The sequence below is a fragment of the uncultured Nocardioides sp. genome, from assembly GCF_947489365.1.
Lineage (GTDB): Bacteria > Actinomycetota > Actinomycetes > Propionibacteriales > Nocardioidaceae > Nocardioides.
In genome coordinates, this window is record NZ_CANLDB010000004.1 from 192447 (window position 1) to 218273 (window position 25827).

The 25827-nt window shown below is 70.4% G+C and carries 32 protein-coding genes and 1 tRNA gene; 16 read left to right on the forward strand and 17 right to left on the reverse strand.

The features are described 5' to 3' along the window. Positions 1 to 20: 20 nt before the first annotated feature. Positions 21 to 743, reverse strand: coding sequence for an MSMEG_4193 family putative phosphomutase (locus Q0858_RS13035; protein ID WP_299055055.1), 723 nt, complete (start codon positions 741 to 743; stop codon positions 21 to 23). A gap of 61 nt (positions 744 to 804) precedes the next feature. Here Q0858_RS13035 and Q0858_RS13040 point away from each other — a divergent pair, with 61 nt between their 5' ends. Next, positions 805 to 1788, forward strand: coding sequence for a magnesium and cobalt transport protein CorA (locus Q0858_RS13040; protein WP_299055057.1), 984 nt, complete (start codon positions 805 to 807; stop codon positions 1786 to 1788). A gap of 138 nt (positions 1789 to 1926) precedes the next feature. Here Q0858_RS13040 and Q0858_RS13045 read toward each other — a convergent pair whose 3' ends face one another. Next, positions 1927 to 2763, reverse strand: a complete 837-nt coding sequence (locus Q0858_RS13045) for an undecaprenyl-diphosphate phosphatase (protein ID WP_299055059.1) — start codon at positions 2761 to 2763, stop codon at positions 1927 to 1929. Between the two features lie 100 nt (positions 2764 to 2863). On the opposite strand from Q0858_RS13045, the gene Q0858_RS13050 reads away from it, so the two are divergent. Together Q0858_RS13050 and Q0858_RS13055 are read left to right on the forward strand one after the other, a co-directional pair. Then, positions 2864 to 3811 carry an aldo/keto reductase gene (locus tag Q0858_RS13050; RefSeq protein ID WP_299055061.1) on the forward strand — a complete coding sequence of 316 codons (948 nt, stop codon included), beginning with the start codon at positions 2864 to 2866 and terminating at the stop codon, positions 3809 to 3811. A 22-nt stretch (positions 3812 to 3833) separates the two neighbouring features. Further along, positions 3834 to 4076, forward strand: coding sequence for a DUF5703 family protein (locus tag Q0858_RS13055; protein WP_299055063.1), 243 nt, complete (start codon positions 3834 to 3836; stop codon positions 4074 to 4076). A 113-nt stretch (positions 4077 to 4189) separates the two neighbouring features. Here Q0858_RS13055 and Q0858_RS13060 read toward each other — a convergent pair whose 3' ends face one another. Further along, a complete protein-coding gene (locus tag Q0858_RS13060) occupies positions 4190 to 5515 on the reverse strand; it encodes a M20/M25/M40 family metallo-hydrolase (protein WP_299055065.1) in 1326 nt (441 codons plus the stop codon). A gap of 62 nt (positions 5516 to 5577) precedes the next feature. On the opposite strand from Q0858_RS13060, the gene Q0858_RS13065 reads away from it, so the two are divergent. Further along, positions 5578 to 6801, forward strand: coding sequence for a GAF domain-containing sensor histidine kinase (locus Q0858_RS13065; RefSeq protein WP_299055067.1), 1224 nt, complete (start codon positions 5578 to 5580; stop codon positions 6799 to 6801). A 4-nt stretch (positions 6802 to 6805) separates the two neighbouring features. Here the strand turns inward: Q0858_RS13065 and Q0858_RS13070 are convergent, their stop codons facing one another. After that, positions 6806 to 7234, reverse strand: a complete 429-nt coding sequence (locus Q0858_RS13070; protein ID WP_299055069.1) for a hypothetical protein — start codon at positions 7232 to 7234, stop codon at positions 6806 to 6808. 63 nt (positions 7235 to 7297) lie between these two features. On the opposite strand from Q0858_RS13070, the gene Q0858_RS13075 reads away from it, so the two are divergent. Both Q0858_RS13075 and Q0858_RS13080 read left to right on the forward strand, forming a co-directional pair. Then, positions 7298 to 7383 (forward strand) — tRNA-Leu (locus Q0858_RS13075). A gap of 179 nt (positions 7384 to 7562) precedes the next feature. Continuing rightward, on the forward strand, positions 7563 to 8666 hold the full coding sequence (locus Q0858_RS13080) for a site-specific integrase (RefSeq protein WP_299055071.1): 1104 nt from the start codon (positions 7563 to 7565) through the stop codon (positions 8664 to 8666). A gap of 8 nt (positions 8667 to 8674) precedes the next feature. On the opposite strand, the gene Q0858_RS13085 is transcribed toward Q0858_RS13080, so the two are convergent. From Q0858_RS13085 to Q0858_RS13110, 6 genes are all read right to left on the reverse strand, one after another. Next, positions 8675 to 9088, reverse strand: coding sequence for a hypothetical protein (locus tag Q0858_RS13085; RefSeq protein WP_299055073.1), 414 nt, complete (start codon positions 9086 to 9088; stop codon positions 8675 to 8677). A gap of 35 nt (positions 9089 to 9123) precedes the next feature. Next, entirely contained in the window at positions 9124 to 9279 is a 156-nt protein-coding gene (locus Q0858_RS13090) for a hypothetical protein (RefSeq protein WP_299055075.1), read from the reverse strand. After that, positions 9276 to 9719 (reverse strand): hypothetical protein, encoded by a 444-nt coding sequence (locus Q0858_RS13095; protein ID WP_299055077.1) that lies wholly within the window; start codon positions 9717 to 9719, stop codon positions 9276 to 9278. The genes Q0858_RS13090 and Q0858_RS13095 overlap by 4 nt, the downstream gene beginning before the upstream one ends. Positions 9720 to 9928: 209 nt before the next feature. Beyond that, positions 9929 to 10453, reverse strand: a complete 525-nt coding sequence (locus tag Q0858_RS13100) for a hypothetical protein (RefSeq protein WP_299055078.1) — start codon at positions 10451 to 10453, stop codon at positions 9929 to 9931. 356 nt (positions 10454 to 10809) lie between these two features. Next, positions 10810 to 11421 carry a hypothetical protein gene (locus Q0858_RS13105; RefSeq protein ID WP_299055080.1) on the reverse strand — a complete coding sequence of 204 codons (612 nt, stop codon included), beginning with the start codon at positions 11419 to 11421 and terminating at the stop codon, positions 10810 to 10812. 71 nt (positions 11422 to 11492) lie between these two features. Beyond that, positions 11493 to 11852, reverse strand: coding sequence for a hypothetical protein (locus Q0858_RS13110; RefSeq protein ID WP_299055082.1), 360 nt, complete (start codon positions 11850 to 11852; stop codon positions 11493 to 11495). A gap of 366 nt (positions 11853 to 12218) precedes the next feature. Here Q0858_RS13110 and Q0858_RS13115 point away from each other — a divergent pair, with 366 nt between their 5' ends. Continuing rightward, a complete protein-coding gene (locus tag Q0858_RS13115) occupies positions 12219 to 12764 on the forward strand; it encodes a hypothetical protein (RefSeq protein ID WP_299055083.1) in 546 nt (181 codons plus the stop codon). A 62-nt stretch (positions 12765 to 12826) separates the two neighbouring features. Here the strand turns inward: Q0858_RS13115 and Q0858_RS13120 are convergent, their stop codons facing one another. Continuing rightward, positions 12827 to 14086: a hypothetical protein gene (locus Q0858_RS13120; RefSeq protein WP_299055085.1), complete on the reverse strand. Its 1260-nt coding sequence runs from the start codon at positions 14084 to 14086 to the stop codon at positions 12827 to 12829. 293 nt (positions 14087 to 14379) lie between these two features. Here Q0858_RS13120 and Q0858_RS13125 point away from each other — a divergent pair, with 293 nt between their 5' ends. From Q0858_RS13125 to Q0858_RS13140, 4 genes are read left to right on the forward strand one after another with little or no spacing between them, the layout of a single operon-like run. After that, positions 14380 to 14547 (forward strand): hypothetical protein, encoded by a 168-nt coding sequence (locus Q0858_RS13125; protein WP_299055087.1) that lies wholly within the window; start codon positions 14380 to 14382, stop codon positions 14545 to 14547. A gap of 35 nt (positions 14548 to 14582) precedes the next feature. Next, positions 14583 to 14747, forward strand: a complete 165-nt coding sequence (locus Q0858_RS13130) for a hypothetical protein (RefSeq protein WP_299055090.1) — start codon at positions 14583 to 14585, stop codon at positions 14745 to 14747. After that, entirely contained in the window at positions 14744 to 15001 is a 258-nt protein-coding gene (locus Q0858_RS13135; RefSeq protein ID WP_299055092.1) for a holin, read from the forward strand. Before Q0858_RS13130 ends, Q0858_RS13135 begins: the two co-directional genes overlap by 4 nt. Next, positions 14998 to 15138, forward strand: a complete 141-nt coding sequence (locus tag Q0858_RS13140; protein WP_299055096.1) for a hypothetical protein — start codon at positions 14998 to 15000, stop codon at positions 15136 to 15138. Before Q0858_RS13135 ends, Q0858_RS13140 begins: the two co-directional genes overlap by 4 nt. An 80-nt stretch (positions 15139 to 15218) precedes the next feature. Here Q0858_RS13140 and Q0858_RS13145 read toward each other — a convergent pair whose 3' ends face one another. Continuing rightward, positions 15219 to 16004, reverse strand: coding sequence for a hypothetical protein (locus tag Q0858_RS13145; RefSeq protein ID WP_299055098.1), 786 nt, complete (start codon positions 16002 to 16004; stop codon positions 15219 to 15221). Positions 16005 to 16263: 259 nt separating this feature from the next. Between Q0858_RS13145 and Q0858_RS13150 the strand changes: the two genes are divergently transcribed. Further along, positions 16264 to 16995 carry a RusA family crossover junction endodeoxyribonuclease gene (locus tag Q0858_RS13150; RefSeq protein WP_299055100.1) on the forward strand — a complete coding sequence of 244 codons (732 nt, stop codon included), beginning with the start codon at positions 16264 to 16266 and terminating at the stop codon, positions 16993 to 16995. Between the two features lie 389 nt (positions 16996 to 17384). Here the strand turns inward: Q0858_RS13150 and Q0858_RS13155 are convergent, their stop codons facing one another. From Q0858_RS13155 to Q0858_RS13170, 4 genes are all read right to left on the reverse strand, one after another. Beyond that, complete coding sequence (locus tag Q0858_RS13155; protein ID WP_299055102.1) at positions 17385 to 18155, reverse strand: hypothetical protein; 771 nt, start codon at positions 18153 to 18155, stop codon at positions 17385 to 17387. Between the two features lie 18 nt (positions 18156 to 18173). Then, positions 18174 to 18419, reverse strand: a complete 246-nt coding sequence (locus tag Q0858_RS13160) for a hypothetical protein (RefSeq protein ID WP_299055104.1) — start codon at positions 18417 to 18419, stop codon at positions 18174 to 18176. Between the two features lie 168 nt (positions 18420 to 18587). Beyond that, positions 18588 to 18893 (reverse strand): DUF3263 domain-containing protein, encoded by a 306-nt coding sequence (locus tag Q0858_RS13165; RefSeq protein ID WP_299055107.1) that lies wholly within the window; start codon positions 18891 to 18893, stop codon positions 18588 to 18590. A 36-nt stretch (positions 18894 to 18929) separates the two neighbouring features. After that, positions 18930 to 19514 carry a hypothetical protein gene (locus tag Q0858_RS13170; protein WP_299055110.1) on the reverse strand — a complete coding sequence of 195 codons (585 nt, stop codon included), beginning with the start codon at positions 19512 to 19514 and terminating at the stop codon, positions 18930 to 18932. Between the two features lie 212 nt (positions 19515 to 19726). Between Q0858_RS13170 and Q0858_RS13175 the strand changes: the two genes are divergently transcribed. Continuing rightward, entirely contained in the window at positions 19727 to 20098 is a 372-nt protein-coding gene (locus Q0858_RS13175; RefSeq protein WP_299055113.1) for a hypothetical protein, read from the forward strand. Between the two features lie 302 nt (positions 20099 to 20400). Here the strand turns inward: Q0858_RS13175 and Q0858_RS13180 are convergent, their stop codons facing one another. Then, the gene (locus Q0858_RS13180; protein WP_299055114.1) at positions 20401 to 20754 is read right to left on the reverse strand and encodes a hypothetical protein; all 354 of its coding nucleotides are present in this window, start codon (positions 20752 to 20754) and stop codon (positions 20401 to 20403) included. A gap of 127 nt (positions 20755 to 20881) precedes the next feature. Between Q0858_RS13180 and Q0858_RS13185 the strand changes: the two genes are divergently transcribed. From Q0858_RS13185 to Q0858_RS13195, 3 genes are all read left to right on the forward strand, one after another. Further along, on the forward strand, positions 20882 to 22240 hold the full coding sequence (locus tag Q0858_RS13185) for a glycoside hydrolase family 6 protein (protein WP_299055116.1): 1359 nt from the start codon (positions 20882 to 20884) through the stop codon (positions 22238 to 22240). 297 nt (positions 22241 to 22537) lie between these two features. Then, positions 22538 to 24736 carry a catalase/peroxidase HPI gene (gene katG, locus Q0858_RS13190; RefSeq protein WP_299055715.1) on the forward strand — a complete coding sequence of 733 codons (2199 nt, stop codon included), beginning with the start codon at positions 22538 to 22540 and terminating at the stop codon, positions 24734 to 24736. 168 nt (positions 24737 to 24904) lie between these two features. Next, positions 24905 to 25666 carry an isocitrate lyase/phosphoenolpyruvate mutase family protein gene (locus tag Q0858_RS13195; protein ID WP_299055118.1) on the forward strand — a complete coding sequence of 254 codons (762 nt, stop codon included), beginning with the start codon at positions 24905 to 24907 and terminating at the stop codon, positions 25664 to 25666. Positions 25667 to 25827: the final 161 nt, after the last annotated feature.

Sequence of the window (25827 nt, forward strand, 5' to 3'; positions counted from 1 at the left end):
AGGACCGCGACCCACCCGGGCTACGCGGTGCCCGGGCCCGCGCCGCCGCCGACGACCGCGTCGGCGGGTCCGGCAGCGCCGCGACGGCGTCGTCCGGGCTTCTTCGGCGGCACGAGCCAGCCGAGGTCGCCGGCGTGGGTGTTGGTGCACAGCACGGACGGCGACCCGCCCGAGATGCGGACCACCGACACCGACGCCGGGTCGACGTGGAGCCGCTGGAACAGGTCGAGGTGGGTGCCGAGCGCCTCGGCGAGGATCGACTTGATGACGTCACCGTGGCTGACCGCGACCCACACCGCCTCGGGGCCGTGGGCGGCCTCGATCGCCGCGTCGTGGCGTCGTACCGCGTCGACCCCGCGCATCTGCATCGCGCGCATCGACTCCCCGCCGGGGAAGGTCACCGAGGACGGCGTGCGCTGCACGCTCGCCCAGAGCTTCTCCTTGGCGAGCTCCTTGAGCGGCCGGCCCTGCCACTCGCCGTAGTCGCACTCGGTGATCGCCTTGTCGAGCTCGGCCTCGACCGTGCCCGCCTGGGCGCCCGTGATGGCGGCGGCGGTCTGGCGGCAGCGCACCAGTGGGCTGGAGACGACGGCCGCGAGCGGCACCACGGCGAGGCGCTCCGCGGTGCGCGCGGCCTGGCCCTGGCCGACCTCGTCGAGCTTGACGCCCGGGGAGCGTCCCGCGAGGACGCCGGAGGCGTTGGCCGTCGTACGGCCGTGACGGACGAGGACGACGGTGGCCATGGCGCCCGAGCCTACGGGGCGGCGACGAGCCGGCGTCCGTCGCGCGGCCTAGCCTGAGGTCGTGATCGTCGACGCCGCCCGCTACCGCGACGGGCATCGCCTCTCCGACGCGCCCGGCCACGACCTGGACCACCTGCGCGACCTGCGCGCCGGCTGCTCCGACGGGGACGTCGCCTGGGTCGGCCTGCACGACCCGGAGGACGACGAGCTGGCCGAGGTCGCCGCCGTCTTCGACCTGCACCCCCTCGCGGTCGAGGACGCCCGCGACGCCCACCAGCGGCCCAAGCTCGAGCGGTACGGCCAGACGCTGTTCCTGGTCCTCAAGACGCTCTGGTACGTCGACGCCGACGACGCCGTGGAGACCGGTGAGATCGACGTCTTCGTCGGCCCCGACTTCGTCGTGACGGTCCGTCACGGCGTCGGCGCACCCCTCGACGGCGCCCGCAGCAGCCTGGAGTCCCACGAGGAGCTGCTGCGCCACGGCACCGCCGCCGTGCTCCACGCGGTGTGCGACCGGGTGGTCGACGAGTACGAGAAGGTCGTCGCCGAGCTCATGGTCGACGTCGACGAGGTCGAGGCCTCGGTGTTCTCCGACGAGAGGACCCAGGACGCCGACCGGATCTACGTCCTCAAGCGCGAGCTCGCCGAGATGCGTCGGGCGGTGATGCCGCTGCGCGAGCCGCTCCGGCGCCTGTCCGGCGGCGAGGTCGACGGCGTCGCCGTCAAGGCGGCGCCGTACTTCCGGGACATCGCCGACCACCTCGACCTGGTCGCCGAGGACGTCGAGTCGCTGGACGGGCTGCTCTCGACCGCCTTCGACGCCCACGCGACCCGGATCTCGATGCAGCAGAACGACGACATGCGCAAGATCTCCGCCGGCGCCGCGCTCGTCGTCGTCCCCACCCTCATCGCCGGCGTCTACGGCATGAACTTCGAGCACATGCCCGAGCTCGCGTGGCGCTTCGGCTACGCCTACGCCCTGCTGCTGATGGGCGGCACCGTCGCCGGCCTCTGGTGGCTGTTCAAGCGCTCCGGCTGGCTGTAGCGCGGGCGGCGGGGGCCCGTCGGAGCGCCGTTTCTGCACAAACGGCGGTCTCCCGGGCCCGGTCGGTGCCGATTCGGCAGAAACGGAGGGCCTGGAGCCCCGGGACCCGCCGGGACCGTGGCGGCGCGGCGGGACCCGTCAGGCGCCGGCGAGCGGCGTGAGGACGCCGAGGCCGAGCAGGGCCAGGACGGCGGCGCCGAGGAGGACCCGGTAGACGACGAACGGCGTGTAGGAGCGGGTGGAGACGTAGCGCAGGAGCCAGGCGATGGCGGCGTACCCGACGACGAACGAGACGAGGGTGGCGACGGCGGTCTCGCCCCAGCCGTAGGCGTTGGCCTCCTCGCCGATGTCCTTCAGCTTGTAGACCCCGGCGCCGACGACGGCGGGGATCGCGAGCAGGAAGGCGTAGCGGGTCGCGGCGGCCCGCTCGTAACCCAGCGCGCGGCCCATCGAGATGGTCGCGCCGCTGCGCGAGACCCCCGGGACGAGGGCAGCGGCCTGCGCGAGACCCATGAGGACGGCGTGGCGCAGGGTCAGCTTCTCGATCGGCTTGTCGTTGCGGCCGTACCGGTCGGCCACCCCGAGCACGACGCCGAAGACGATCAGCGTGGTGCCGACCACCCACAGGCTGCGCAGGGCGGAGTCGATGGCGTCCTCGAACAGCAGGCCGAGCACCACGATGGGCAGGGAGCCCAGGATGATGAACCAGCCCATCCGGGCGTCGCGGTGGCCCCTGTACTCCGGCTTCACCAGCGACCGCAGCCACGTCACGGCGATCCGCCAGATGTCCTTGCGGAAGTAGATGAGGACGGCGAGCTCGGTGCCGATCTGGACCACGGCCGTGAACGCCGCGCCCGGGTCGCCCCACCCGAACAGCTGCGGGTAGATCCGCAGGTGCGCGCTGGAGGAGATCGGCAGGAACTCCGTCAGGCCCTGGATCAGCCCGAGAACGACGGCCTGGAGGTAGTCCCACACGGGGAGCCAGGCTACGGACCCCGACCGACCGCCCGCGCGGGACCCGCGGGCGGCGTGCCGTGCGGATCGACGGGCGGGGCGGCCGGATAGGTTGACCCGCATGCAGCAGCGCTCCGTGGGTGCCACCGGCCTGCGGGTCTCCCGCCTCGGTCTGGGGACCATGACCTGGGGCTCGGACGTCGACGAGCACGAGGCCCGCGGCCAGCTCGTCGGCTTCGTGGACGCCGGCGGCACGCTCGTCGACACCGCGGCCTCGTACGGCGAGGGCGCCTCGGAGGAGCTGCTCGGCTCGATGCTCGGCACCGTCGTGTCGCGCGAGGACGTCGTCCTGGCGACGAAGGCGGGCCTCTCGCGCCGCGACGGCGTCCGCCACCTCGAGGCGTCGCGCCGGGCGCTGCTCGCCACCCTCGACGCGTCGCTGGACCGGCTCGGCACCGACCACGTCGACCTGTGGCAGGTCCACGCCTGGGACCCCGCGACCCCGGTCGCGGAGGTGATGGCGGCCCTCGAGACCGCCGTGACGTCCGGGCGGGCGGCGTACGTCGGGATCTCGAACTACGCCGGCTGGCAGACCGCGCAGGCCGCGACCTGGCAGGCCGCCGTGCCCGGCCGGGTGCCGCTGGCCTCGACGCAGGTCGAGTACTCGCTGCTCAACCGCGACGTGGAGGACGAGGTCCTGCCCGCGGCGCGGGCGCTCGGGCTCGGCGTGCTGCCGTGGTCCCCGCTGGGCCGCGGCGTGCTGACCGGGAAGTACCGCACCGGCACCCCCACCGCCTCGCGGGCCGCGTCACCGCGCTTCTCCGGCTTCGTCGACCCCTACCTCGACCCCGTCTCGGCGCGGGTGGTCGAGGCGGTGGCCAAAGCCGCCGACGGGCTGGAGTGGACGCCGCTGGAGGTGGCGCTGACCTGGGTGCGCGACCGGCCGGGCGTCACCGCCCCCATCGTGGGCGCACGGACGGCCGCCCAGCTGCGTGCCACCCTGGCGACCGAGGAGCTGGTCCTGCCCGCCGAGATCAGCGACGCCCTCGACGACGTCTCCGGCGCCTGAGCCCGCACCAGGAGGAGGACTGATGGCCCGCGACCCCTCGCAGCACCCCGCCCTCGCCGCCCGGCACGCCCAGCGCTCCGGCGTCGAGTGGGAGTTCGACCGCATCACCTACCACCGGGACTTCCCCCGCGGCGTGGTCACCCGGATGCTCGTCGACCGCGCCGAGCACGGCGGGTGGGAGCTCGACCGCGTCCGCATCACGCCCGACGGCACCCGCCGGGTCGTGCTGCGGCGGAGGATCATCCGGCAGGTGCGGACGGCCTGACGGGAGCGGTGCCGGCCGACTTCCGTCTCACCGGGTCTCGACACGCTCGGTCGTGACCTCGCGAGCTCGGTCACGCTCGCTGCTCGACCACCAGTGGTGAAGCCTTCGCAAGCTCAGGCTTCACCGAGGAACCGGTCCAGCACCCGCGCACCGAACTGCAGCGCGTCGACGGGCACGCGCTCGTCGACGCCGTGGAACAGGCTCATGAAGTCGAGGTCCTCGGGAAGCCGCAGCGGCGCGAAGCCGTAGCTGCGCATGCCGAGCTTGCGGAAGTGCTTGGCGTCGGTCCCGCCGCTCATCAGGTACGGCGCGACCATCGCGCCCGGGTCCTCGGCGAGGAGCGAGCGGGTCATGGTGTCCACGAGCGCGCCGTCGTACGGCGTCTCCCAGGGCTGCTGGTGGGAGACGAAGTCGATCTCGATCCCGGGGCCGCAGAGCTCGCGGAGGGTCTCGAAGAACTCCTCCTCGTGGCCGGGCAGGAAGCGCCCGTCGACGTGGGCGGTGGCCTCGGTGGGGATGACGTTCACCTTGTAGCCCGCGCCGAGCATCGTGGGGTTCGTGGTGTTGCGGATGACCGCCGACAGCATCCGGGCGGTGCCCCCGAGCTCCTCGACGAGGGCGTCGGCGTTCTCCGGGGTGGGGTCGACCCCGGCGAGCTGCCCGATGCTCGCGAGCAGGACCTCCATGGTCGGGGTCAGGCGGACGGGCCACTGGTGGGCGCCGATCCGCCCGACGGCGGCGGCGAGCTCGGTGACGGCGTTCTCGCGGTTGATCATCGAGCCGTGCCCGGCGCGGCCGCGGGCGGTGAGCCTCATCCAGGCCATGCCCTTCTCGGCGGCCTCGATGAGGTAGATCCGCTGGCCCTTGACGGTGGCGCTGAAGCCGCCGACCTCGCCGACGGCCTCGGTGCAGTCGGCCAGCAGGTCCGGGTGCTCCTCGACGAGCACCTGGGCGCCGTGGTGGCCGCCGGCCTCCTCGTCGGCGGTGAAGCACAGCACCATCGGGCGCTCCGGAACGGCGCCGGCCCGGGCCCGGGCACGGACGGCGGAGAGCAGCATCGCGTCGAAGTCCTTCATGTCGACCGCCCCGCGGCCCCACAGGTAGCCGTCGTCGGTGATCTCGCCGGAGAACGGGTCGACCTGCCAGTCGGACGCCTCCGCCGGGACCACGTCGAGGTGCCCGTGCAGCAGCAGCGGGTCGCCCTCCGAGCCGCCCCAGCGGGCGACCAGCGACGTCCGGCCGGGGGTGCCCTCGACCAGGGTGGACTCGATCCCCACCTCGTCGAGCAGCGTCGCGACGTGCTCGGCCGCCTTGCGCTCCCCCGGCCCGGAGTGGTCCCCGTAGTTGGAGGTGTCCATCCGGATCAGGTCGCGGCACAGGTCGACGACCTCCGCCGCGGGGTCGTACGCCGGCTGCTCGCTGCTGCGCTCTTCACCCATCGGTCCATCCTGACAGGCCCAACCTCCCTCGCGACGGACTCGTCGGCGATAACCTTCGGTTTGTGACTGACACAGCGGCGCCCGGGGCTGAGGTCGGACTGGATGCAGCGGTGCGGGCCGCGGCCATCGCACGGTACGGCGTCCTCGCCGACCCGCACCGCGACGACCTCCAGGCGCTGGTCGAGGTCGCGGCGATGGTGGCCGACGTCCCGATGGCGACGATCAACCTCATCACCGAGCACGAGCAGCACCAGGTCGCGGTCGTGGGCTTCGACGCGGCCGTCTGCTCCCGCGAGGACTCGATGTGCGCGACCGTGCTCCACGAGCCCGAGCCGGTGGTGCTGTCCGACGCCAGCGAGGACCCCCGTTTCGCCGCCAACCCGTTCGTCACCGGCGAGCTCGGATCGGTGCGCTTCTACGCGACCCACCAGCTCGTGACCCCCTCGGGGGAGACGATCGGCACGCTCTGCGTGTTCGACACCCGGGCCCGGACCATCACCACGGAACGGCGCGCGGCGCTGCAGGCGCTGGCCGACCGCGTCGTCGACCTGCTCGAGCTGCACCTGCGCTCGGAGGAGCTGGCCCTGGCGGTGGCGGACCTCGAGAGCGCCCGCAAGGAGCTGCAGCGCTCCAACGACCACCTCACCGCGTTCGCGGGCCAGGTCAGCCACGACCTGCGGGGACCGCTGACCGCCGTGTCGACGTCGCTCATGATGCTCGCCGACGACATCGGGACCCAGAGCAGCAGCGACTCGGACTTCCTCGTCACCCGTGCGCTGAGCGGCGCGACCCGGATGCAGTCCTTGATCGACGGGCTGCTCTCCTTCGCCCGCGTCGGGGGCGAGCTGCGTCGCGAGCCCGTCGACCTCGTGACGGCCGTGCGGACGATCCAGCAGGATCTCGCCGTCGACCTCGTCGGGGCCACCGTGGAGGTCGAGGAGCTGCCGATCGTGACCGGCGACCCCGTCCAGCTGCGGGCGGTGCTGCAGAACCTCGTCGCCAACGCCGCGAAGTACACGATGCCCGGCGAGCCCGCGCACCTCACCGTCCGCGGCGAGCGCCGCCCGGGCTGGTCGCGCATCGAGGTGCACGACCGCGGTCCCGGGGTGCCCCCGGAGCAGCGGGAGGCGGTGTTCCGGCCGCTCGTGCAGCTCGACAGCGGCGCCCAGGGCTCGGGGATCGGTCTGGCGACCTGCCGGCGGGTCGTGGAGTCGCACGGCGGCCGGATCGGCCTCGACGCCTCGCCGTACGGCGGCACGCTCGCCTGGTTCGAGCTGCCTGACTGACCCCTCAGCCCACCAGGCGCGCCGTCAGCGAGACCGCGCAGGCGACGAGCCCGACGCTCAGGGCCGTGAACGACGCCAGTGAGACCGCGACGTACGGACGGCTCGTGTACCAGCCCGACGAGAACGCCAGCGGCGCGAACAGCAGCGGGTTCACGATCGCGCCCGCGGTCACCAGCAGGTGCGCCCACGCCGGCGCGGTCGGGACGGCGAGGCCGACCGCCACCATCACGCAGCCCATGATGATCCAGTCGAGGTGCAGCTGCAGCACCCGTCGCGGGTGCCTCACCCCGACCCGGGCGAGCATCTGCGAGGGGTGGAACGCTGCCGCGACGGCCCACCCGGAGACCCCGCCGAGGGCCAGCGACCACACCCCCGCGGCGACCAGCAGGCTTGCCGTCGGGCCGGTCTCCAGGAGCGTCTCGGGGAGGGTCACGGGGTGCACGGTACGGCGATGTCAGGTCCGCCCGAGGCCTTTGCTAGTGTCGCCGTCGCACTCGTCCGGGTGGCGGAATTGGCAGACGCGCTAGCTTGAGGTGCTAGTGCCCGTATTAGGGCGTGGGGGTTCAAGTCCCCCCTCGGACACCCAGGTCAGAGGCCATATGGCCTAGGCCACGTACCCACAAGTACCCACCCCGGCTCCGGCCGGGGTGGGACTGTCGGTCGTCAGCCCTACTGTCCGGCTACATGGACCCACGGCCGAGCACACCGCGCCCCACAGGCTCGGGCCCGCGCGTTCTCACCGAACACCGCGAGGTGCACCCGTGAGGACCCCCAGCAAGCACGAAGGCCGCGACGGCGCCGTGACGTACAAGGTCCGGTTCCGCCACGGCCGCCGCCAGACCAGCGAGTCGTTCACCACGCTGAAGCAGGCGAAAAAGTTCGCCGCGTGGCTCGACGTCCTCGGACCCCAGGGCGCCTTGGACCAGCTGTACGCCGGCGAGCAGGTCGACTACGTGCCCACTCTCGACGAGCTCGCCGCCGACCACATCCGGCACCTGACCGGCATCGAACCCGGCACCCGGGTCACCTACACCCGGCTGTGGGAGCGCACGTGGGCGCCGCTCATCGGGCACCTCCCCGCGAACCTCGCGACCCGCGACGCGATCGCCGAGGCCGTGAACGAACTCGGCAACCGCTACTCGGCGAAGTCGCTGAAGAACCAGCGTGGCCTCCTCGCCGCTGTGCTCGGCCGCGCCGTCGATCAGGGCGTGCTCACGAAGAACCCGGTGGCCCGAATGCGACTCCCCCGCGGCCAGGAAGGCGACGCCGTCGAGATGCGGATCCTCGACCAACTGGAGTTCAGCACCGTCGCGCTGCGGATGCACCCCCACCACCAGCCGCTGCTCCGGTTCCTCTACGGCACGGGGTGCCGGTGGGGCGAGGCGGTCGCGCTCGAGGTCCGCGACGTGCAGCTCCCGAACGTGCGGATCCGCCGCGCGGTGAAGTGGTCACCGGAGGGTGGGCGGACCGTCGGCGCGACGAAGACCCGGAAGTCGAACCGCACGGTCCTGATCCCGCCGGCGCTGCACGGCGAGCTCGACATGCTCTGCGCCGGTCGCGCCTCGACCGACCTCGTCTTCACCGCCCCGCGCGGCGGCCCCGTGCTGCACCGGACGTTCTGGTCCGACATCTGGCTGCCCGCCGTGAAGCACCTCGACCCGCGGCCACGGATCCACGACCTGCGGCACAGCCACGCCTCGCTCCTGCTGGCCAACGGAACACCGATCCACGTCGTGCAGGCCCGCCTGGGGCACGAGTCGATTCAGACGACCGTCGACACCTACAGCCACCTCCTGCCCGACGCCCAGCTCGCAGCAGCGGCCGCCGCCGACCAGGCCTTCGGCGTCCTGCCCTCGGGCGCCTGAGTCGCGGCTCAGGCGACCGAGGGCCCGTCCTCGAGCCTGCGCTTCAGGTACGCCCGCTCTGCAGGGTGGAGGTGGGCCAGGCGCACGTCGAGTAGGTCGCGGTCCACCCAGAGCTCGTCGGCGGCCTCATCAAGCGTGTGAGACCACGCGATCGCCTCACCGAGCGGGCGAATGGCGATCAGCCGGCGGGCCGCCGCCTGGTCGCAGGCGAGCTCCTCACGCTGCGGGTGTCCCCCAGGGCCGCGCGCCCCGTGCTCAAGCTCGTGCGCCAGTGTCGAGCGCCGCTGAGCCTGGTCGAGCCCGGTCGTGATGGTGAGCGTCCGCGCGCTGAAGTCAGTCAGCCCGAATGTCCCGGCCGGCAGCGGAGCCAGATGGAACGTCCACTGGCCGAGCCGACGAAGGATCCCCCATGGGTTGTGCATGCCGGCGACCGTAGGTTGACGCGCCGACAGTCGGCTCAGGAGTCGCCGCGAGGGTCCTCCTGAGACCCGGTCTCGGCGGCATCCTGGGCATCGGTCTTCTTCTGCACGCGGCGAGGCCTGCTCGACTTCCGCGCAACCTTGGCGCTGTCGTCGCTGGTGGTGCGGTGCTGGTAGCCGTAGTCGTTGGTCACGACGTCCTACCGTGCGCTTTGTCCCACGCGCGCTCGAGGCTGTGGGTCTCGGCGAGGAACACGGCGAGGTGGTCGACCATCAGCTCGAACTCACGGCGCACCCGGCGGGTCCAGTCGCGGTGGTCGCCGTTGCGCATCAGGGGCTTGGAGTCCTCGATGACCGTGTCGGCCAAGCGCATGTGGATGAGGTGGCAGACCTCGTGGGTGATGGTCTCGCGGCGGGTGTCGTATGGCTGGGTCATCCAGTCCTCGCACAGCCAGATCCGGGCGGTCCACTTCCCGTCGACGGTGTCGACGGTGGCCATAGCGTCATCGCCGCACGGGTCGGTCATCACGAGGATCCGCCAGCGGGGGAGAGACAGGGCGTAGGCCACGTCGGTCGCGTAGTCCGCGACGGCTTGGGCTTCCTTCTTGTTGACGTGGCTCTTCGCCTTGCCCACCGTGTGACCTTCGACCGGGCATGCCGAGGGCCACGTCGCATGGGGTCGACGTGGCTCTCAGGATTGTGGGGCTGGTCCGACGCTGCGGAGCTAGAGCTCGACGTGGTCAGACCGTGCTGTGGATATACCTCTTCCGCTGGCGCAAAGATTACGCCTGCTTGGGCCAGCTCGCAAGAGTGGATGGCCGCGGCATACGGCGATGAGGGTGTTCAGTCAAGGATTTCTAGAGCGTGTGGGAAGCCTGTGACCGTCTGCCTGTAGTCGTCTTCGGTCTGATTCTGAAGTTCTTCGGGCGCGATGATCCAGCGATCAATCTGGTCTACCGCTAGCTCGATCGCGATCCACGTCCGCTCACGGTCCGTCACGTCGTCCTCCCAAGCAGACACTTTGGTGCACGCCTCTCTGCCAAATTCAGCCTGCAGCCATAGCCCATTGAGAGTTCGCGCAAGTTCGCTGTGGTGGGTTTGGGCCCACTTAGTTACCGCTAGGACATCGACCTCTGCGTCGTCGAACATTGGTCCGAACTCCGGTCTCGGATCGTGGGGGTAACCCTGGAGGACTTTCATCTTGCGACGCAGTGTGAGTAGCCGATCGAGTAGCCGTTCTTCATCCCGGCGGCGCTGTTCCATGTCCCATGCGGCCTGTCGAATGGCGTCCTCTTGCTTGCGTGCTTCGAGCCTGAGTTCGTCTTCGTATGAGCGGTCGGCAGCCCGACGGTTCTCGTCGTTCTGCATGTCCTTTCGGTGGCGGTCCTCCTGGAGACGCCAAGACCAGCGAAGCACCAAGATGGCGATTACTGCTGACAGAGCCGCGCCCACGAAACCAGCCATCGCCGTGTCTAGCCACCAGTCGGCGGTTGCCAATCGCTCCAAGTCGAGGCCCCCGCCAAAATTAGGATCGGCATCGCTCGAGCCAGTCAGCCGCGAGGGCCTCAAGCTCGGCGAGAGTGTATAGCGGGACAGGCCGGCCTGGCTGGTGCAGTTTTGCCAGGCCGATAGGGACGACACGCCCACGATGCTTCCACACCCGGATGGTGGACACCGGGATCCCGAGGACTGCAGATGCTTCTTCCGCAGTGACCTGCCGGGGGTCACTCATTGGTGGCACTCCTGCCAAATATGCCGCGCCGCGACCTCTCCCTTCGTCTTGCTTCAGTTTCCTCAATCTGCGCCCGAATGATGGCTAATTGGACATCAGAGCGAAACTGGCGACGACGCGCTTTGACGTAAGCCTCCATCCGGTATCTCTGGCGAACCAGCATGTAAATCACGGCGATAGCCGCCATCACGTACAAGCTTCCCAGGCCGACACTGGTGACCTGAATATCTAGGTATTCGAGAGGATTCGTGTCAATCGAGACCATGGTGCTAAAACCTCGCGGTTCCATGCCTTCAGCGGATCTTCCTTGGACTGTTTCTGATGGATCGATTATTTGCTCCGCAGCCAACTGCAGGTTGAAGGCCGTCGCTCCCGAGGCGATGGCAATGCCAGTGAATCCTAGAAGCAGAGACAAGAGACTCAAGGGCAGCGAGCTGCGGAGCTGCGCAACGTCCGTCTCCGTCTCTCGATAGAGAGTCAGGCATTCTGCTTTAAGGAGGTCTCGTCTGGCCCCGGTGACGTCGGCTTTGGCGGTGAGTCGTGATAGTTGGCGTCTCCGTTGGAACGGCGTTTCGCCCTGACTCTTTTTCCTAAGTGACTTCATGGTCTGAACTCCTCCCTTTCGCCACGAGGGTAAGGCGAGATCATGTCGCTGGGGCAGACCGAAGCAAGCCCTCAGGTGTTGGTGCCGTCGGCGACCGTGATGACGCCGTCGTCTTTGAGCCAGGTGCGATGGGCCGGCGGGGTGACCGCGAGCTCGACGGGCTCGAGGGTCGGGTTCTGCTCGGCGTGGAGGAGCCAGCCATTGCCGAGCGCCAGCGCCCGCTGGGACTCGACCAGCAGGTGGCAGCCCGCGGGACTGGTTGCGGAGCCGCAGATGAGCAGCAGGTTCGACGGCCGGTTCGTGGCCGGGTCGCTCGAGCCGCCCATCCGGCGGGGCCGGCGGTGGTGGAACGAGTGCTCGCCCACCCAGCCGTCGCCGTCGTGGATCAGGACCCCGCAGATCTCGCAGCATCCGTCAGCCCGGTCCAGCACTAGGCGTCGGGTCGCAGCGTCCGGCCCGGTGGCTTTCACCCGCTTCGCCGGCCGCGGCGCTGGACCATCCGTCCCCGTCCCACCCTCCCGGCCGCGGGACAACGGCTTCCCCCGCTGCAGCGGCGACACCACACGCAGCTCGGTGCGGCGGTTCAGCGGCGTGCGCTTCACGGGTGGTCCTTTCGGCAGCGGGGGCAGATCAGGCGTAGGTGGCGGCGGGCCGAGCGATGTCGATGTGCGCGCCGACACGGCGGGGCGAGGCGTTGAGGCAGCACGGACACGTCGGCGCGTTCGTGCGTGTCGAGACCCTGTGCAGGAACCTGCAGTGGAGCGCCGCTGCTGAGGTGGTTCGCGCATAGTTCACGCATGGCGATCATTGGTTTCTTGAGGCCGGCGGCGGTCGTGGCAGCCGCTCTGGTGATGTCGATGTCTCTTCTGGTGCAGCCCGCAAGCGCTGCAGACCGCTACGCGCCCACCTCCACGGACAGCGACAGCGCTCGCGTCGTCGAGGGGAGGGCGACCGGGAGGCAGCTTGCGAACACCAACGTGACTCGAGCCCAGTACCTCGTCCGAACCACTCGCGGCGGCAAGAAGCGGATGTTCATCGCTAAGTTGAAGATCGCGAACCTGCGTCCCTACCAGAGCGGACAGGCGACTCGAACAGGCGTTTACATCTACAACTTCAAGGGCTTCAATCAGAACTTCCAGTTCTCCAATTCGCAGAACCAGAGCAGCTGCCCAAGCGCGCGGCTCGCGAACTATCAGCGGCTGAATCTGGTCGTCATCAAGATGCGCGTGAACTGCATCTTCAGCGGCCCGACCCTCATTCAGGTGTCTCGCGAGATTTTCGCTCCGCGAGGTTCGACGGTGGACAGCACCAGGCAGGTGCGCTGGACCATCCGGCGCAACTGATCCGTCGATGCCGCGCTCATTCCTGTTGACGAGGGCGTAGGGCTCGGTTTCGGTACGGCCGCTCACGGGTGAGGCTCCAGACAGTCCCGCTCCCCGCACTTCCCCGGGACGTCCCGGGGCTCCACGGTGAGGATCGACCCGAGGTGCGCGGACAGCCACGACTCGACCAGACGGTCACGCTCCTCGTCGGTCAGCGACTGGTCATCGGTCCCAGGCACCCGCACCCGGGTGAACAGGCCACGGCGGCTGCGGAGCACCACGTCGCTCGCGTACCGCGGGGTATCGGCCAGCCGGCGTGGCCGCGCCGAGGCGACCTGCGAGCTGATCACTTCGACCTGGTCGACCTCGTCCAGACGGATCCAGGTCCACGGTGCCTGCGCGCCGACGGTGTCGAAGACGCTGACCTTCCACTGGCTGGTGAACCCGGTCAGCTGGGACAGCACGTAGATCCGCTGCCCGATCACCGTGAGACCCGCGACCGCGGTCGCCTGGGTCGTGGCGCCGGTGTGGAACGTGGCCTGCGCACCGGTGGTCTTCATCACCGACCGCAGGCCGACCCGCTGCGGGGTCTGCGAGGTGAACGGGACGACGTAGGCGGTGACCCAGCGGGCCGCGTTGCTGGGGTCCAGCGCCAGACCCGCCGTGCCGGCGGTGGTGGCCACCGCAGGCCAGTGCGGTGCGACGGTGGGCGCGAGGCTCGGGGCGGACACGCCGTCGGCGGCCATCGCGCGACGGCGGAACGTGACCCGGTCGAGGAACTCAGCGACACCCTGCACCGACAGGCGGGTCGCGATCAGGTCGATCAGCATCACCATCGGCGAGACCCCGTCGAACGGGATCCGCGACCACGTCCGGTCCCCGCCGTTGGGCGGCGGCGGGTTGGGGATCATGAACCCCTCGTCGGCGTCGATGTACGCCTGGCCGATGTCGAGCCGGTCGAGGATCGCACGGAGCGACTTGAGGGTGTCGGTGATGAGCGACCGGGGTCGGGACCGGTCCGGGCTGCCCGAGGCCGCCGGTCCCGCGGGAGCGTCACCCACGGCGTTGGAGGCGACGGCCCGGGCCCAGTACGTCGTGCCCTCGGTCAGCGGTGTGCCGTCGGGCAGCGTGGTCGGGGACGCGATCGACGACGCCGTCGCGGGGCCGACCGAGGTCGCGGCCGAGGGAACGAAGCTGCCGGCAGCGGTCTGGTCGCCGGAGAGGTGGAACGTCACGACGGCCCCGGCCTCGAGCTGGTCGACCAGCGCCAGGATCAGCCCGTCGGTCACCCCGCTCACCTCGACCGCGGGCGACGACGCCGGCGGGACGGTCGGCTCGAACACCACCCCGTCCGGCGGGGGCAGCGGCGGGAGGGTGTCGACGTCGACGCCGGTGCCGTCGATCCAGGGTTCGCGGCTCGACCGGCCTGGACTTCGACGCTCTCGCCCCGACATGCGCCCTGTGCGGCCAGCGGTCACCTCTGGTGGACTGCGAGACCGGCGCCTGCCCGGCCTGCGCGCCGGGTGTGCCGGCCAAGCCGAAGCAGGCCCCGCCGCCGGAGAAGAAGCCCGACGGGCGCAGGGGCCGCCGAGCGACATTCGACGTCGACCATGCCGCTCGCCTGTACCGCAGCGGGATGAACCTCCGCGACGTCGCGGAGAAGGTCGGCAGCAGCGCCCCGACGGTCCGGCGGGCCATCGTGGAGGCCGGTGTCGCGCTCCGCCCGAAGGGCCGCCAGGCGGCACCCTCCTCAGAGCCCTGGCCTGAGGACGACGAGTTCCAGGGGGCGACCCCCGACCGATGACGACGAGCTCGACGGCGGCTACTGGGTCACCCGCGGTGGTGTCGCCCACTGGGTCCAGGACGGCGAAGATCCGCAAGCTCCCCACCAAGGAGCAGGCCGCCGCGATCGCCCGCGAGCTCGAGCGGCTCGCCGAGGCCGTCGCCGGCGTCGTCGCCGACCTCGACGAGATCACCGACCAGGACGCGGTGGCCACCCCGTGAGCGCCGTGGTGTCGCGGGCCGTCCTGCTCGCGTTCGTGCTCGCCATGCTCGAGCGCGCGATCAAGACCGCCGCCCAGGTCTTCTTGGCGGTCGCGGTCTCTGGCGCGACCGGGGTCACCGACCTCGACTGGGCTCAGGTCGCCTCGGTCATCTGCCTGGCCGTCCTCGCGTCCGTCGCGACGTCGCTGCTGTCCATCAGCCTCGCCCCCGGCAGCGGCCCCGCCGCGTTCGGACCCGAGAAGGTCGAGCCGTGAGCGACAGCAACGGCCGCCTTGAGGTCGCGTTCGAGCCGCTGACCGTCCTCGCGGTCGGCGGGCTAATTGTCGGCCTCAGCATCGCTGCGGGGATCCTCGCCGGCGTCACCGCCTGGGAGCGCGCCCAACGCCGCTGACGACGTGCAGAGCAGCCCCGACGTACCGTCAGCCCGGCCGCCCCACCTTGACCCCATGCGAGGTTGGGGCGGCCTTCTGTCTAGTCGGCGCCCCGACGGCCGGGCAGCAGCGCGCGAACCTTGCGCAACTGCATGACGCGCCGGTTCTTCCATGCCTGCAGCCGCGGGTGTCGCGGCGGCTGGCGCGGGGGGTGGTGTTGAGGCGCCAACACCCCAGTCCTGCTCCACCGCAACCCCGCGGAGTCGGTGAAGTAGACGGTCACCTTCGTCCGGCCCGGCTCGAGCTCCGTGTTCGATCCGCGCAGCTTGAGGACGGCGTAGCGCTCGGAGTTCGGGCCTAGCCGCTTCAAGTCGTCCGGTCGCGTGCGCCCTTCAAGCCATCGAGGCCCCTCGCGCCGGACGCCAGACCGATCCCACATGCGACGAGGAATCTCGACCTTGACGCTGAGCCTGCCGATCGGGGCGTCGCTCGCGTTGTGCAGCTTGACGCCGACGTAGGTCGTCGCGGCGCTGTGGATCGAGCCCACCACGCCGTCCTGATCGACGCCGCGGGTGTAGTCGTCTGGCCGGTCGCCGAAGACGAAGGTGCCGTAGGGGACACCAAGGAGGTCATGGCGGTCGTGCGCAGCAGTCGCTGATCCGCCGGCCTTCACACCAAAGCGGCCCGTCGGGTTTGCCCAAACCTGGCGCGCCTGCGCAACACGTCCCTGATCAAGGCTCTGCTGGTAGCTCCGCTGACTGATCCTGAGATTGCGGTAGGTGTTCAACGCCGCAGCGACGGCAGCCAGAGCGGTGATCCACGCCAGCACGCCGTCGAACCCGCCCAGGTCGACGGCGGTCTCTGCCGTTCCTTGCCCCATGCTCACGACGGCTCAGGCTAGACGTTCTCGCTACGCGGGCGGTGGAGGCAGCGGGACCGACCGCAGCTCCGCCTTGTGTATCCGATCCCGCCGCCGGAAGGCGCCCCGGACACCGCCCCGCAGGTGACCGCGGGGGCCGCTGGGCCGAGGTAGTCAGTTCCTAAGCGCCAGATGTAGGACACGCCCCCGCTTGGCTACTGCCGCGCGGGGGCCTTTACTGTTCGGCAGCCCTAGTCACCTCCCGGCTGATGCGAGAATCCCCCGGGTGGACTGGCCGCAGTTTGAGCAGCAGGTCATTGCGAGTTCACACCTGCCTCCCGACACCCGGCTCGAACTCGTGTGGGCGGCCTTCGAGCGTGACTACGACACCACGCTCAGCAGGCCGCCTACCGCTCATGAACGCGCGGCCGTCTCCATCTGGTTCCACGACCACCAGGCCCGTAACGACGCACTCTCCGTCGTCATGGCCGACCGGACTCTGCGCCATCTACTTCATCGCACGCCGAGCGAGAAGTCACTGACGCTGACACCCTTCACGTGCAGGTGTTGCGAGGAAGTGGAGACCAGCCCGGGCGTCCCGCTGTTGTCGATGCAGGCTTCGATCAACGTCGAACCATGGACTGCCCAGTCGACCCGGGATCGGCAGACCAACAAGAGCGCGGTGGCGCAAGGCCTGGCCGAACGGAACTGGCACCGCCCAGTCGCAGACCAGCAGCTCTGTCTGACCATCCTCTCCATCGTCCCCCGGTCCCGGGGGCATATGGACGTCGACAACCTCGTCAAGGGATTGCTCGACAGCCTCGTCGGGATGCTCTATGCGGACGACTACCAGGTGCAGTGCCTGACCACACGTCGCTTGCTGACCGCCGGACCGAGCGGGAGCTACCGCCTCTCCGCCCGCGTCGTCCACCCCTACGACGCAGATGTCATTCACGAAGACGGCGAGTCAATCCGGAACCTCTTTCCACGTATCGACCGCGGCCCGCACCCGAGCTAACTGTTCGGCGTGGTCACGACGGACCCACCACCTGCCGCCGTGCTTCGTCGCAGGGATCCGCCCCTCCCACGCGCGCAGCTTCACCCAGGAGCGGGACACGCGGAGGACGGCCGCGGCCGCGTGGTCGTTGAGCCACACGTGCTCATCGTCGGGTGGGGTGCCGCGGATGGCTGCGCGCTCGGCGGCCGCGGCCCGCTCGGCGCGTCGCTGCTCCCGAGTCGCGCGGAGCCTCTCTACGGACGCTGCATTGACGGCGGGGTCCCGCCGGCGCCTGTCCTGGTCCCGCGCACCCGGCCGACGGACGAGGTCGCCGCGGTTGAGCATCTCTCGTACCGTGCCCGGCGTCACGCCCAGGCGGCGGGTGGCCTCGAGGTAGGTGAGCCACTCGGTCATCGCTTGCCAGCAGAACCAGGATCGCCATCTCGCCTGTCGCCCCGGCGGGGTTCCTGGCTGCCGGGTGACCTGTCGTCGGGCTCGTTCTCGAGCTGCTCGATGATGCGCTCGATCTGGTCGTAGGTGGGTGGCTCGGGCGAATCCGCCGTCACGTGGAGGTAACTCAGGAGGGCGATGGCCAAGCCTGCGAGCGCGATGCCGCGGTCGACGAGCTTGCCGCGGTTGGCGATGAGGTATTCGCGGACGAATGCGGCGCGAGGTTCTCGCCCCAGGACAGACAGGACCTCATCGAAGGTGGCACCTTCCTGCAGGGATCGGAGTTCGTGCAGAACAGAGTCGATCCATGCCTGGCCGTCGGGCCCGTCGATCGCGAAGCCCGCGATTGCGTGCTCGTTGTCCGAGGCCTCGTAGACGTTGATGCCCATGCCCATGCCGCCGCATCGGGGGCACATCGAAGAGAAGATGCGCTCGGTGTGGATCTCGACTCCCGCGGTCGACACGGCGCTGTTACCCACGACGACGTCTTCGTTCTCGGTCCACTCGTGCCCGCAGCTCTTGCAGCGGTACTCCGCGACGGTGCGGGCCCCCTTGCTGCGACCGACAAACAGGTCGATCTCTCCCCCGCCGTCGGCGAGCGTCAACTTGACGGAGTGTCCGGGATGGTCGTCATCGATCGGTCTGTACGAGTCGTCGCGCCGTCGTCGGGCGCGGTCCAAGGCGCGACGACCCTTTCGCGTGCGGGGTTGGCCCAGCTCGTCCATCCCCATCCGCCGGAGCCTACGGGCTCAGACCGGCGTCGCCCAGGCATCCAGAGGGGACAGCACCTCAGCTCGCTCCCACCACACCCTCATCGCTCCGCCCTGGTAGGCGACCGCGACGAGGCCCCGCCAGTGGGGTTCGGCGGCTCGAGAGTGCGCGGGCCCGTCGTGCTCGACGCGACGCCACTCGAGGAGCAGCGCGATCATCGGCGGCTTCCGGCTGTTCGTGGAGTGGTCGACCAGCCAGACGTGCGCGGGGAGGGTGACGGTCACGACCTCCAGCGTAGAAACCCGAGCGAGGTCAGCGGTTCCCGTGCCGCACAGCGGTGCGGATGATCAGGTACAGGCCTCCACCGACGACGGCGAGCAAGACGAAGAGGATCAGCAGCACCCAGAGCATGGGGCGGACGGTACTCGGGCCGGGAGCTGAGCGCGACGGGCTCAGACCGGCCGGCGGCCCAGGGTCCGCTGCCGGCAGGCGCCGCGGATCCACTGGAGTCGGTGGATCAGGTGCGGGTCGTAGGCCTCGGCGGCGGGGTTCGACAGGAGCGCGTTGAGGATCATCGCGTACCGGGTCTCGGAGATCCCGAGGGAGTCGAAGATGACGCCCCGCTTGTGCGGGCTGATCATCGGGCCCTGAGCGGTGGCCTGGGTGGCGGGCCACTGGATGCGCTCGATCTCAAGGACGGCGCGCTGCTGGTCGGTCAACGGCTCGACTGCCGGCTGGGTGGCTGAGGGGGCGCTCATGGCCAGGACGCTACGACCGGGCGCCGACAGCAGACGCTAGGCGGGCGGGTCGATGCCGATCGTGATCGACTTGTCCATGCCGTTGAATGTCAACGTCGCGGGCTCTCGAGGAACGTCGACCATGCTGCACCCGATGGTCCGCTGACCCGGCTGAAGGTCGTACTCGAGCTCGGGCTCACAGAACACGCCGACATCTGTGTCGACCAGCTGCTCGTCGTTCGCCCAGTCGAACCCAAACGACCGCAGGTCCGCTGCCTCCTCACCGATGTTCTCGGCCTCGAAATCGAGGATGGCGTACACGTTGCCGCGGGTGTTGGTGCTGTCTTCATAGCGGATGCCGGTCAAGGTCATCTCGACGTAGGAGGGCGGCTGGGAGTCGTCGCTGAAGGTGTTGGGCGGGATGACCGTCTCGAAGGTGTCACCCACCACGATCTCGTCACTGAAGTCGAAGTCGTCGCCGTAGGTCTCGAGGTCCTTGGGGTCGCCCTCGATCAGGGTGTCGCCGTCTGGCGCTTCGATGACCGTCACAGTCTCCGAAGGTTGCTCGGCCGCGGTGTTGCTGCCGCCGCCACAGCCCGTCAGTCCGGTCAGCAGCAGCGCGCCTGCGATGGCTCGTCTCATCGGTCTCCCATGTCGGTAGAGCGGCATCATAGGTGACATCCGCAGTCCTTTCGCCCCGGTGAACTGCGCCCTCACACGTCTTCCGAGGGAGCGGAGAATCGGCCGCCGACGTCGGCTAGGTCAAACTCGTTGGGCGTGTCTACTATTCGGCGTCTGCCACGACGCATCGCCCACTCGGGGCCTGTCGTTACGCGGCGACGTGGGGGTTTCAAATGAACAAGATCTTCGCCGCGCTCCTCGGAGCCCTGCTGTCCACCGCTCTGCTGCTTGGTGTATCGCCGGCCATGGCTAGCGCCGCACCCGCGGCAGCTTCTTCTGCCGGAGCTGAGACTCAGGCGAAGCGCGGCATCGCCACCCGCAAGGAGTTCCGACGAGTCAAGAAGAACATGCCTATGCAGCGCGTTCACCGTATCTTCGGAATTGGCGGCAAGCAGACCTACTTCTCCTCCGGATGCTGTGGCGGAGAGGTCCCGGCCTATCAGAGCCGCGAGTACAACGCCGGCCGGTTCAGCTATGTCAACGTCAACTACGAGCGCCGCAACGGGACCTGGCGGGTGGAGTCGAAGTACGGCTACTGGTACTGAGTCCTGACCACACCCGAAGGCCTCGGTCGACAGCTAACGCCGCCGGCCGGGGCCTTTTGTCGGCCTCGTCATGCGCTGGGAATGCAGCCACCACCGGCGGTAGCGACAAGCCGAGGGTCCCGGCCGCCGGTTCGTCTCAAGGCTGCCGCGCGGTGGGTACGGTGTACCCACTTGTAGCGTCAGCAAGGGGCTACTACCGACTACAACCGCAGAGAACGTGCAGGTCAGAGCCACAACAGGCGACTGGGCCGCGACGGCGAATGGGGTTCAGGTCCCCCCTCGGACACCCAGCATCACCAGCATCACGGGACGCAGGGCCCCGTCCACGGGGCCGCCGGCACCACGCCGCGTCGGAGGTCCTCGAGGGCCTGGGCCGCGCGGGCGTCGTGCTCGGCGTGCGTGATCACCTCGAAGCCGAGCGCCCGGCGGCCGAACGCGGCCTCGACGGCGTCCACCCCCGTGGTGGCCGCCCCGTGCGCCGTCGGGGCGGGGACGTCGACCGTGACCTGCCAGGGCCGCCGCCGTCCGGTGAGCGGGTCGGCGGTGCCCCCGTCGAGCATGGGCGTCAGGTCGGCGAGCTCGTCCAGCACCTCGGTGACGTCGTAGACGTCGAAGACGGTCGACGGGACGGTGGCCAGGACGATCCAGGTGCTCATCGGCACTTCCCTTCCGAGATGCCCAGTAGACGCCCTCGGCCCCCCTCACACATCGGCTCGGGGGTACAAGGTTCTCGCAAGACGGGTGCCGCCGCGGGCCCGACCGCCCGCGACCTACCCTGACCCGGTGACGAACGGACCCGGAGGCGACCTCGACGTCCTGGCGGACCGCCGGGCCGTGCTGGGGACGGTCGCCGCCGTCGTCGCCCTGCTGCTGGTCGCCGGTCTCGTGTGGACGGTGACGCGCGCGAGCGGTGAGGACTCCCCCGTCGCGGCGACCGAGGCGACCACGGCCGCCACCCCGCAGGCCACCCCGGAGGCCACCCCGGAGGCCACCCCGGCTCCCCGGGCCACGGAGCGCCCGCAACGCCGCCCGCGCGAGCCGGAGCTGACGGTGCCGCCCGGCCTGCAGACCCCCGAGGCCCGGACGTCGGCGCGCAAGGCCGCCCGCGCGGCCCGGGCGATGTCGGAGAACCCGTTCGAGGCCCACCCCTGGGGCAGCTACACCGGTCCGGGCGACCACGCGCACCCGCCGTACACGCAGGCGACCGGCGCCACCCGCGACATGCTCGGACGCATCGCCCTGACCCCCAAGGCCATGTGGTTCGGGGCGTGGATGCCGAACGACCAGATCGCCGGACGGATCGCCGAGTACATCGAGAACTCGCAGGACGGCGACCCCGACGCCCTGGTCCAGATGACGCTGTTCCGGCTCGACCCCTGGTACACCGACTCCTGCAAGCGGGCGCCGACGGCGGAGCAGGCGGCGTCGTACCGCGACTGGTTCGACCGGGTCGCCGCCACGATCGGCGACACCCCGACCGCGATCGTCCTCCAGCCCGACCTGACCTTCGCCCTGTGCGCACCCGACGGTCCCGAGGGCGTGGCGACCAGCCTCGTCGACTACTCCGCCGAGGTGCTCTCGGAGCTGCCGAACACGACCGTCTACCTCGAGGCCGGCGCCTCCGACTGGCCGCACCCCGGCCAGGGCGGCGTGGACAGCGTCCTGCGCTACCTGATCCCGGCCGGCATCGAGCACGCCGACGGGGTGGCGCTGAACTCGACCCACTTCGCGGCGACCGAGGACGAGGTACGCCGGGTGGCCGACCTGTCGCAGGCGCTCGCCGCCCGCGGCATGCCGGGCAAGACCGGGGTCATCAACACCTCGTCGAACGGCAACCCGTTCGAGTTCGGCACCTACCGCGGCAGCGGCGAGAACACCATCGCCGACAACGCGCGGGTGTGCACGACCCCCACGCCGGCGCCGGGCGACACCTGCGTGCAGCTCGGCATCCCCCCGACCGCGGACGTGGACGCCGCGACGTGGGGCCTCGACGCCGAGACCCGCCGCCTCGCCCGCCAGTACGTCGACGCCTACCTGTGGTTCGGGCGGCCGTGGCTGTTCTGGCAGAACTCGCCGTACCAGGTGGAGCGCGCCCTTCCCCTGGCCCAGAACTGGCCGTACGCCGACGAGGCGGGCTTCTGACGCTCCTCCGGGAGACCGCCGGCCCGCTTCAGGGCGGCGCGACCTCGCCCGAGGCCGCGACCGCCGCCGGCAGCAGCAGGACGACGGCTCGGAGGCTCCGAACCGGCGGACGGACGACGGGCACGGAGGGGCCTGCCCACCGGCGCGACGGCCCGTGCCCCCCGCCCGGTGAAACCTGTGACGGACAGATCTGGAATCGTTCCAGAAAGTGAGGCAGAGTGGGGACCAGCCCCGCACCCGACGTACGCAGGAGGATCGCCCGTGTCGCAGCAGGACCACGAGACCGTCGAGGCCGACATGAACACCGAGGAGGCCGGGGGCTGCCCCGTCCACTCCGGTGCCATGGGTCACCCGACCGAGAGCGCCGACAACACCGACTGGTGGCCCAACCAGCTGAACCTGCGGATCCTGCGCAAGCACCAGCAGGTCGCGGACCCGATGGACGCCGATTTCGACTACGCGAAGGAGTTCCAGCGCGTCGACCTCGACGAGCTGGCCCGCGACGTCGACGCCGTGCTGACCACCTCGCAGGACTGGTGGCCCGCCGACTTCGGCCACTACGGCGGCTTCATGATCCGGATGGCCTGGCACTCCGCCGGCACCTACCGCGTCGGGGACGGCCGCGGTGGCGCGGGCGCCGGCATGCAGCGCTTCGCGCCCCTGAACAGCTGGCCCGACAACGGCAACCTGGACAAGGCCCGCCGTCTGCTGTGGCCGGTCAAGCAGAAGTGGGGCCGCCAGGTCTCCTGGGCCGACCTCATCATCTTCACCGGCAACCGCGCGCTGGAGACCATGGGCTTCTCGACCTTCGGCTTCGCCGGCGGCCGCGCCGACGTGTGGGAGCCCGACGAGGACGTCTACTGGGGTCCCGAGCGCACCTGGCTCGGCGACGAGCGCTACACCGGCGACCGTGAGCTCGAGAAGCCGCTCGGCGCCGTCCAGATGGGCCTCATCTACGTGAACCCCGAGGGCCCGAACGCCAACCCCGACCCGCTGGCCTCCGCGCGCGACATCCGCGAGACCTTCGGCCGGATGGCGATGAACGACGAGGAGACCGTCGCGCTGATCGCCGGCGGTCACACCTTCGGCAAGACCCACGGTGCCGCCGACCCCGACGAGTACGTCGGCGCGGAGCCCGAGGGTGCGTCCATCACCGAGCAGGGCCTGGGCTGGAAGCAGAAGTTCAACTCCGGCAAGGGTCGCGACACCATCACCAGCGGCCTCGAGGTCACCTGGACCTCCACCCCCGTTCGGTGGTCGATGGGCTACTTCGACAACCTGTTCAAGCACGAGTGGGAGCTCACCAAGTCCCCCGCCGGCGCGTGGCAGTTCGAGGCCAAGGGCGACGAGGCGGCAAACACCATCCCCGACCCCGAGACGGGCGAGATGAACCGGCGTCCCACGATGCTGGTCTCCGACATCGCGCTGATCGCCGACCCGGTCTACAAGGAGATCTCGCAGCGCTTCCACGAGAACGAGGCCGAGTTCGCGGACGCCTTCGCGCGCGCCTGGTTCAAGCTGACGCACCGCGACATGGGCCCGATCCAGCGCTACCTCGGCCCCCAGGTGCCGTCGGAGGAGCTGCTGTGGCAGGACCCGGTCCCGGCCGTCGACCACCCGCTCGTGACCGACGCCGACGTGGCTGCGCTGAAGCAGCAGGTCCTGGACTCCGGGCTCACCGTGTCCCAGCTGGTGAAGGCGGCGTGGGCCGCGGCGTCCTCGCACCGCGTCAGCGACAAGCGCGGTGGCGCCAACGGCGGTCGCATCCGCCTCGAGCCGCAGCGCGGCTGGGCCGCGAACGACCCCGACGAGCTCGACCGCGTCATCCGGGTGCTGGAGGGCGTCAAGGCCGACTTCGACGCCCAGGGCGAGACGAAGGTCTCCTTCGCCGACCTGGTCGTCCTCGGCGGCGTCGCCGCCGTGGAGAAGGCCGCCAAGGACGGCGGCGTCGACGTCACCGTGCCGTTCACCCCGGGCCGCACCGACGCCACGCAGGAGCAGACCGACGTGGACTCCTTCGCGTGGCTCGAGCCCGACTCGGACGGCTTCCGCAACGTGCTCGGCAAGGGGGGCCGCCTGCCCGGCGAGTACCGCCTGGTCGACCGGGCCAACCTGCTCGGTCTCTCCGCCCCGGAGATGAGCGTGCTCGTCGGCGGTCTGCGGGTCCTCGGTGCGAACACCGGCGACAACCCGAAGGGCGTGCTCACCGACCGCGTCGGCGTGCTGTCGAACGACTTCTTCACCCAGCTCCTCGCCCCCGGCCTGGAGTGGCACGAGGTCGAGGGTGACGAGGACGGCTTCGTGGCCACCGACGCCGCCACCGGCGAGCAGCGGTGGACCGGTAGCCGGGTGGACCTGGTCTTCGGCTCGAACTCCGAGCTCCGCGCCGTCGCCGAGGTCTACGCCAGCGCGGACGCCGGGGAGAAGTTCGTCCGGGACTTCGTCGCCGCGTGGGACAAGGTGATGATGCTCGACCGGTACGACATCCAGGGCTGATCACGTCCGAGCCTGAGACCGCTCGAGGAACGAGAGCGGAATCAACGCGAGGAGGTCGAGCGAGCCCGCGACCGAAGGATGAGGTCGCGAGGGCGGGTCGAGACCCGGTGAGCTGACTGACCACCTCGGCGACGGAACAAGCACAGGGCGGTGCGCCTTGTCGGAGGCATGACTTCCGACAAGGCCACCGCCCTGCTGCGTCTCCACACCGACCCCGAGCTGCTCACCGTCGTCAACGTCTGGGACGCGATCACCGCCCAGGTCGTCACCGACCTCGACGGCACCCGGGCGCTCGCGACCGCGAGCCACTCGATCGCCGCCTCGCGCGGCTACGAGGACGGCGAGAACATCCCCGTGGACGAGATGATCGCCGAGGTCGGCCTCATCGCCCGGTCCACGCACCTGCCGGTCAGCGCCGACCTCGAGGGCGGGTACGGCGACGCCGCCGCCACGGTGCGGAAGGCCATCGGCGTCGGCATCGTCGGCGCGAACCTCGAGGACCAGCTGAAGCCGGTCGCCGAGGCCGCCGCGCAGGTCGAGGCCGTCATGGCCGCCGCGGCTGCCGAGGGTGTGGGCGACTTCGTGCTGAACGCCCGCACCGACGCGTTCGTCCGGGGCGCCGAGGACCCGCTGGCCGAGGCCGTCACCCGCGGGAAGGCCTACCTGGACGCCGGCGCGCCGGTCGTCTTCGTGCCCGGCAAGCTGGACGAGGAGCAGATCCGGACCCTGGTCGACGCCTTCGGCCCCCAGCGGCTGACGACCATCGCCGTGCCCGGCTCCGTGGCCCTGTCGCGCCAGGCCGAGCTGGGCGTCGCGCGGGTCTCGTACGGCCCGTGGTCGCAGCGCGTCGCCCTGACGGCGCTCGCCGAGCTGGTGGAGTCGGTGCACGCGGACGGCGGCCTTCCGGACGGCACCCGCCCCCTGAACTGAGCGTGGGCCGCCGTCGCTCGCCGGGTGACGGCGGTCTCGTCGTGGTCGTCCCGTGACTGTGCGGGTCGAGCTATCCGGGCGACAGGCGTACCGTTGCACCTCGCTGCACAACTTTGCTGAGGCAACAATTGGACAGCGTGGACCGCTTCGCTGCCGACTCG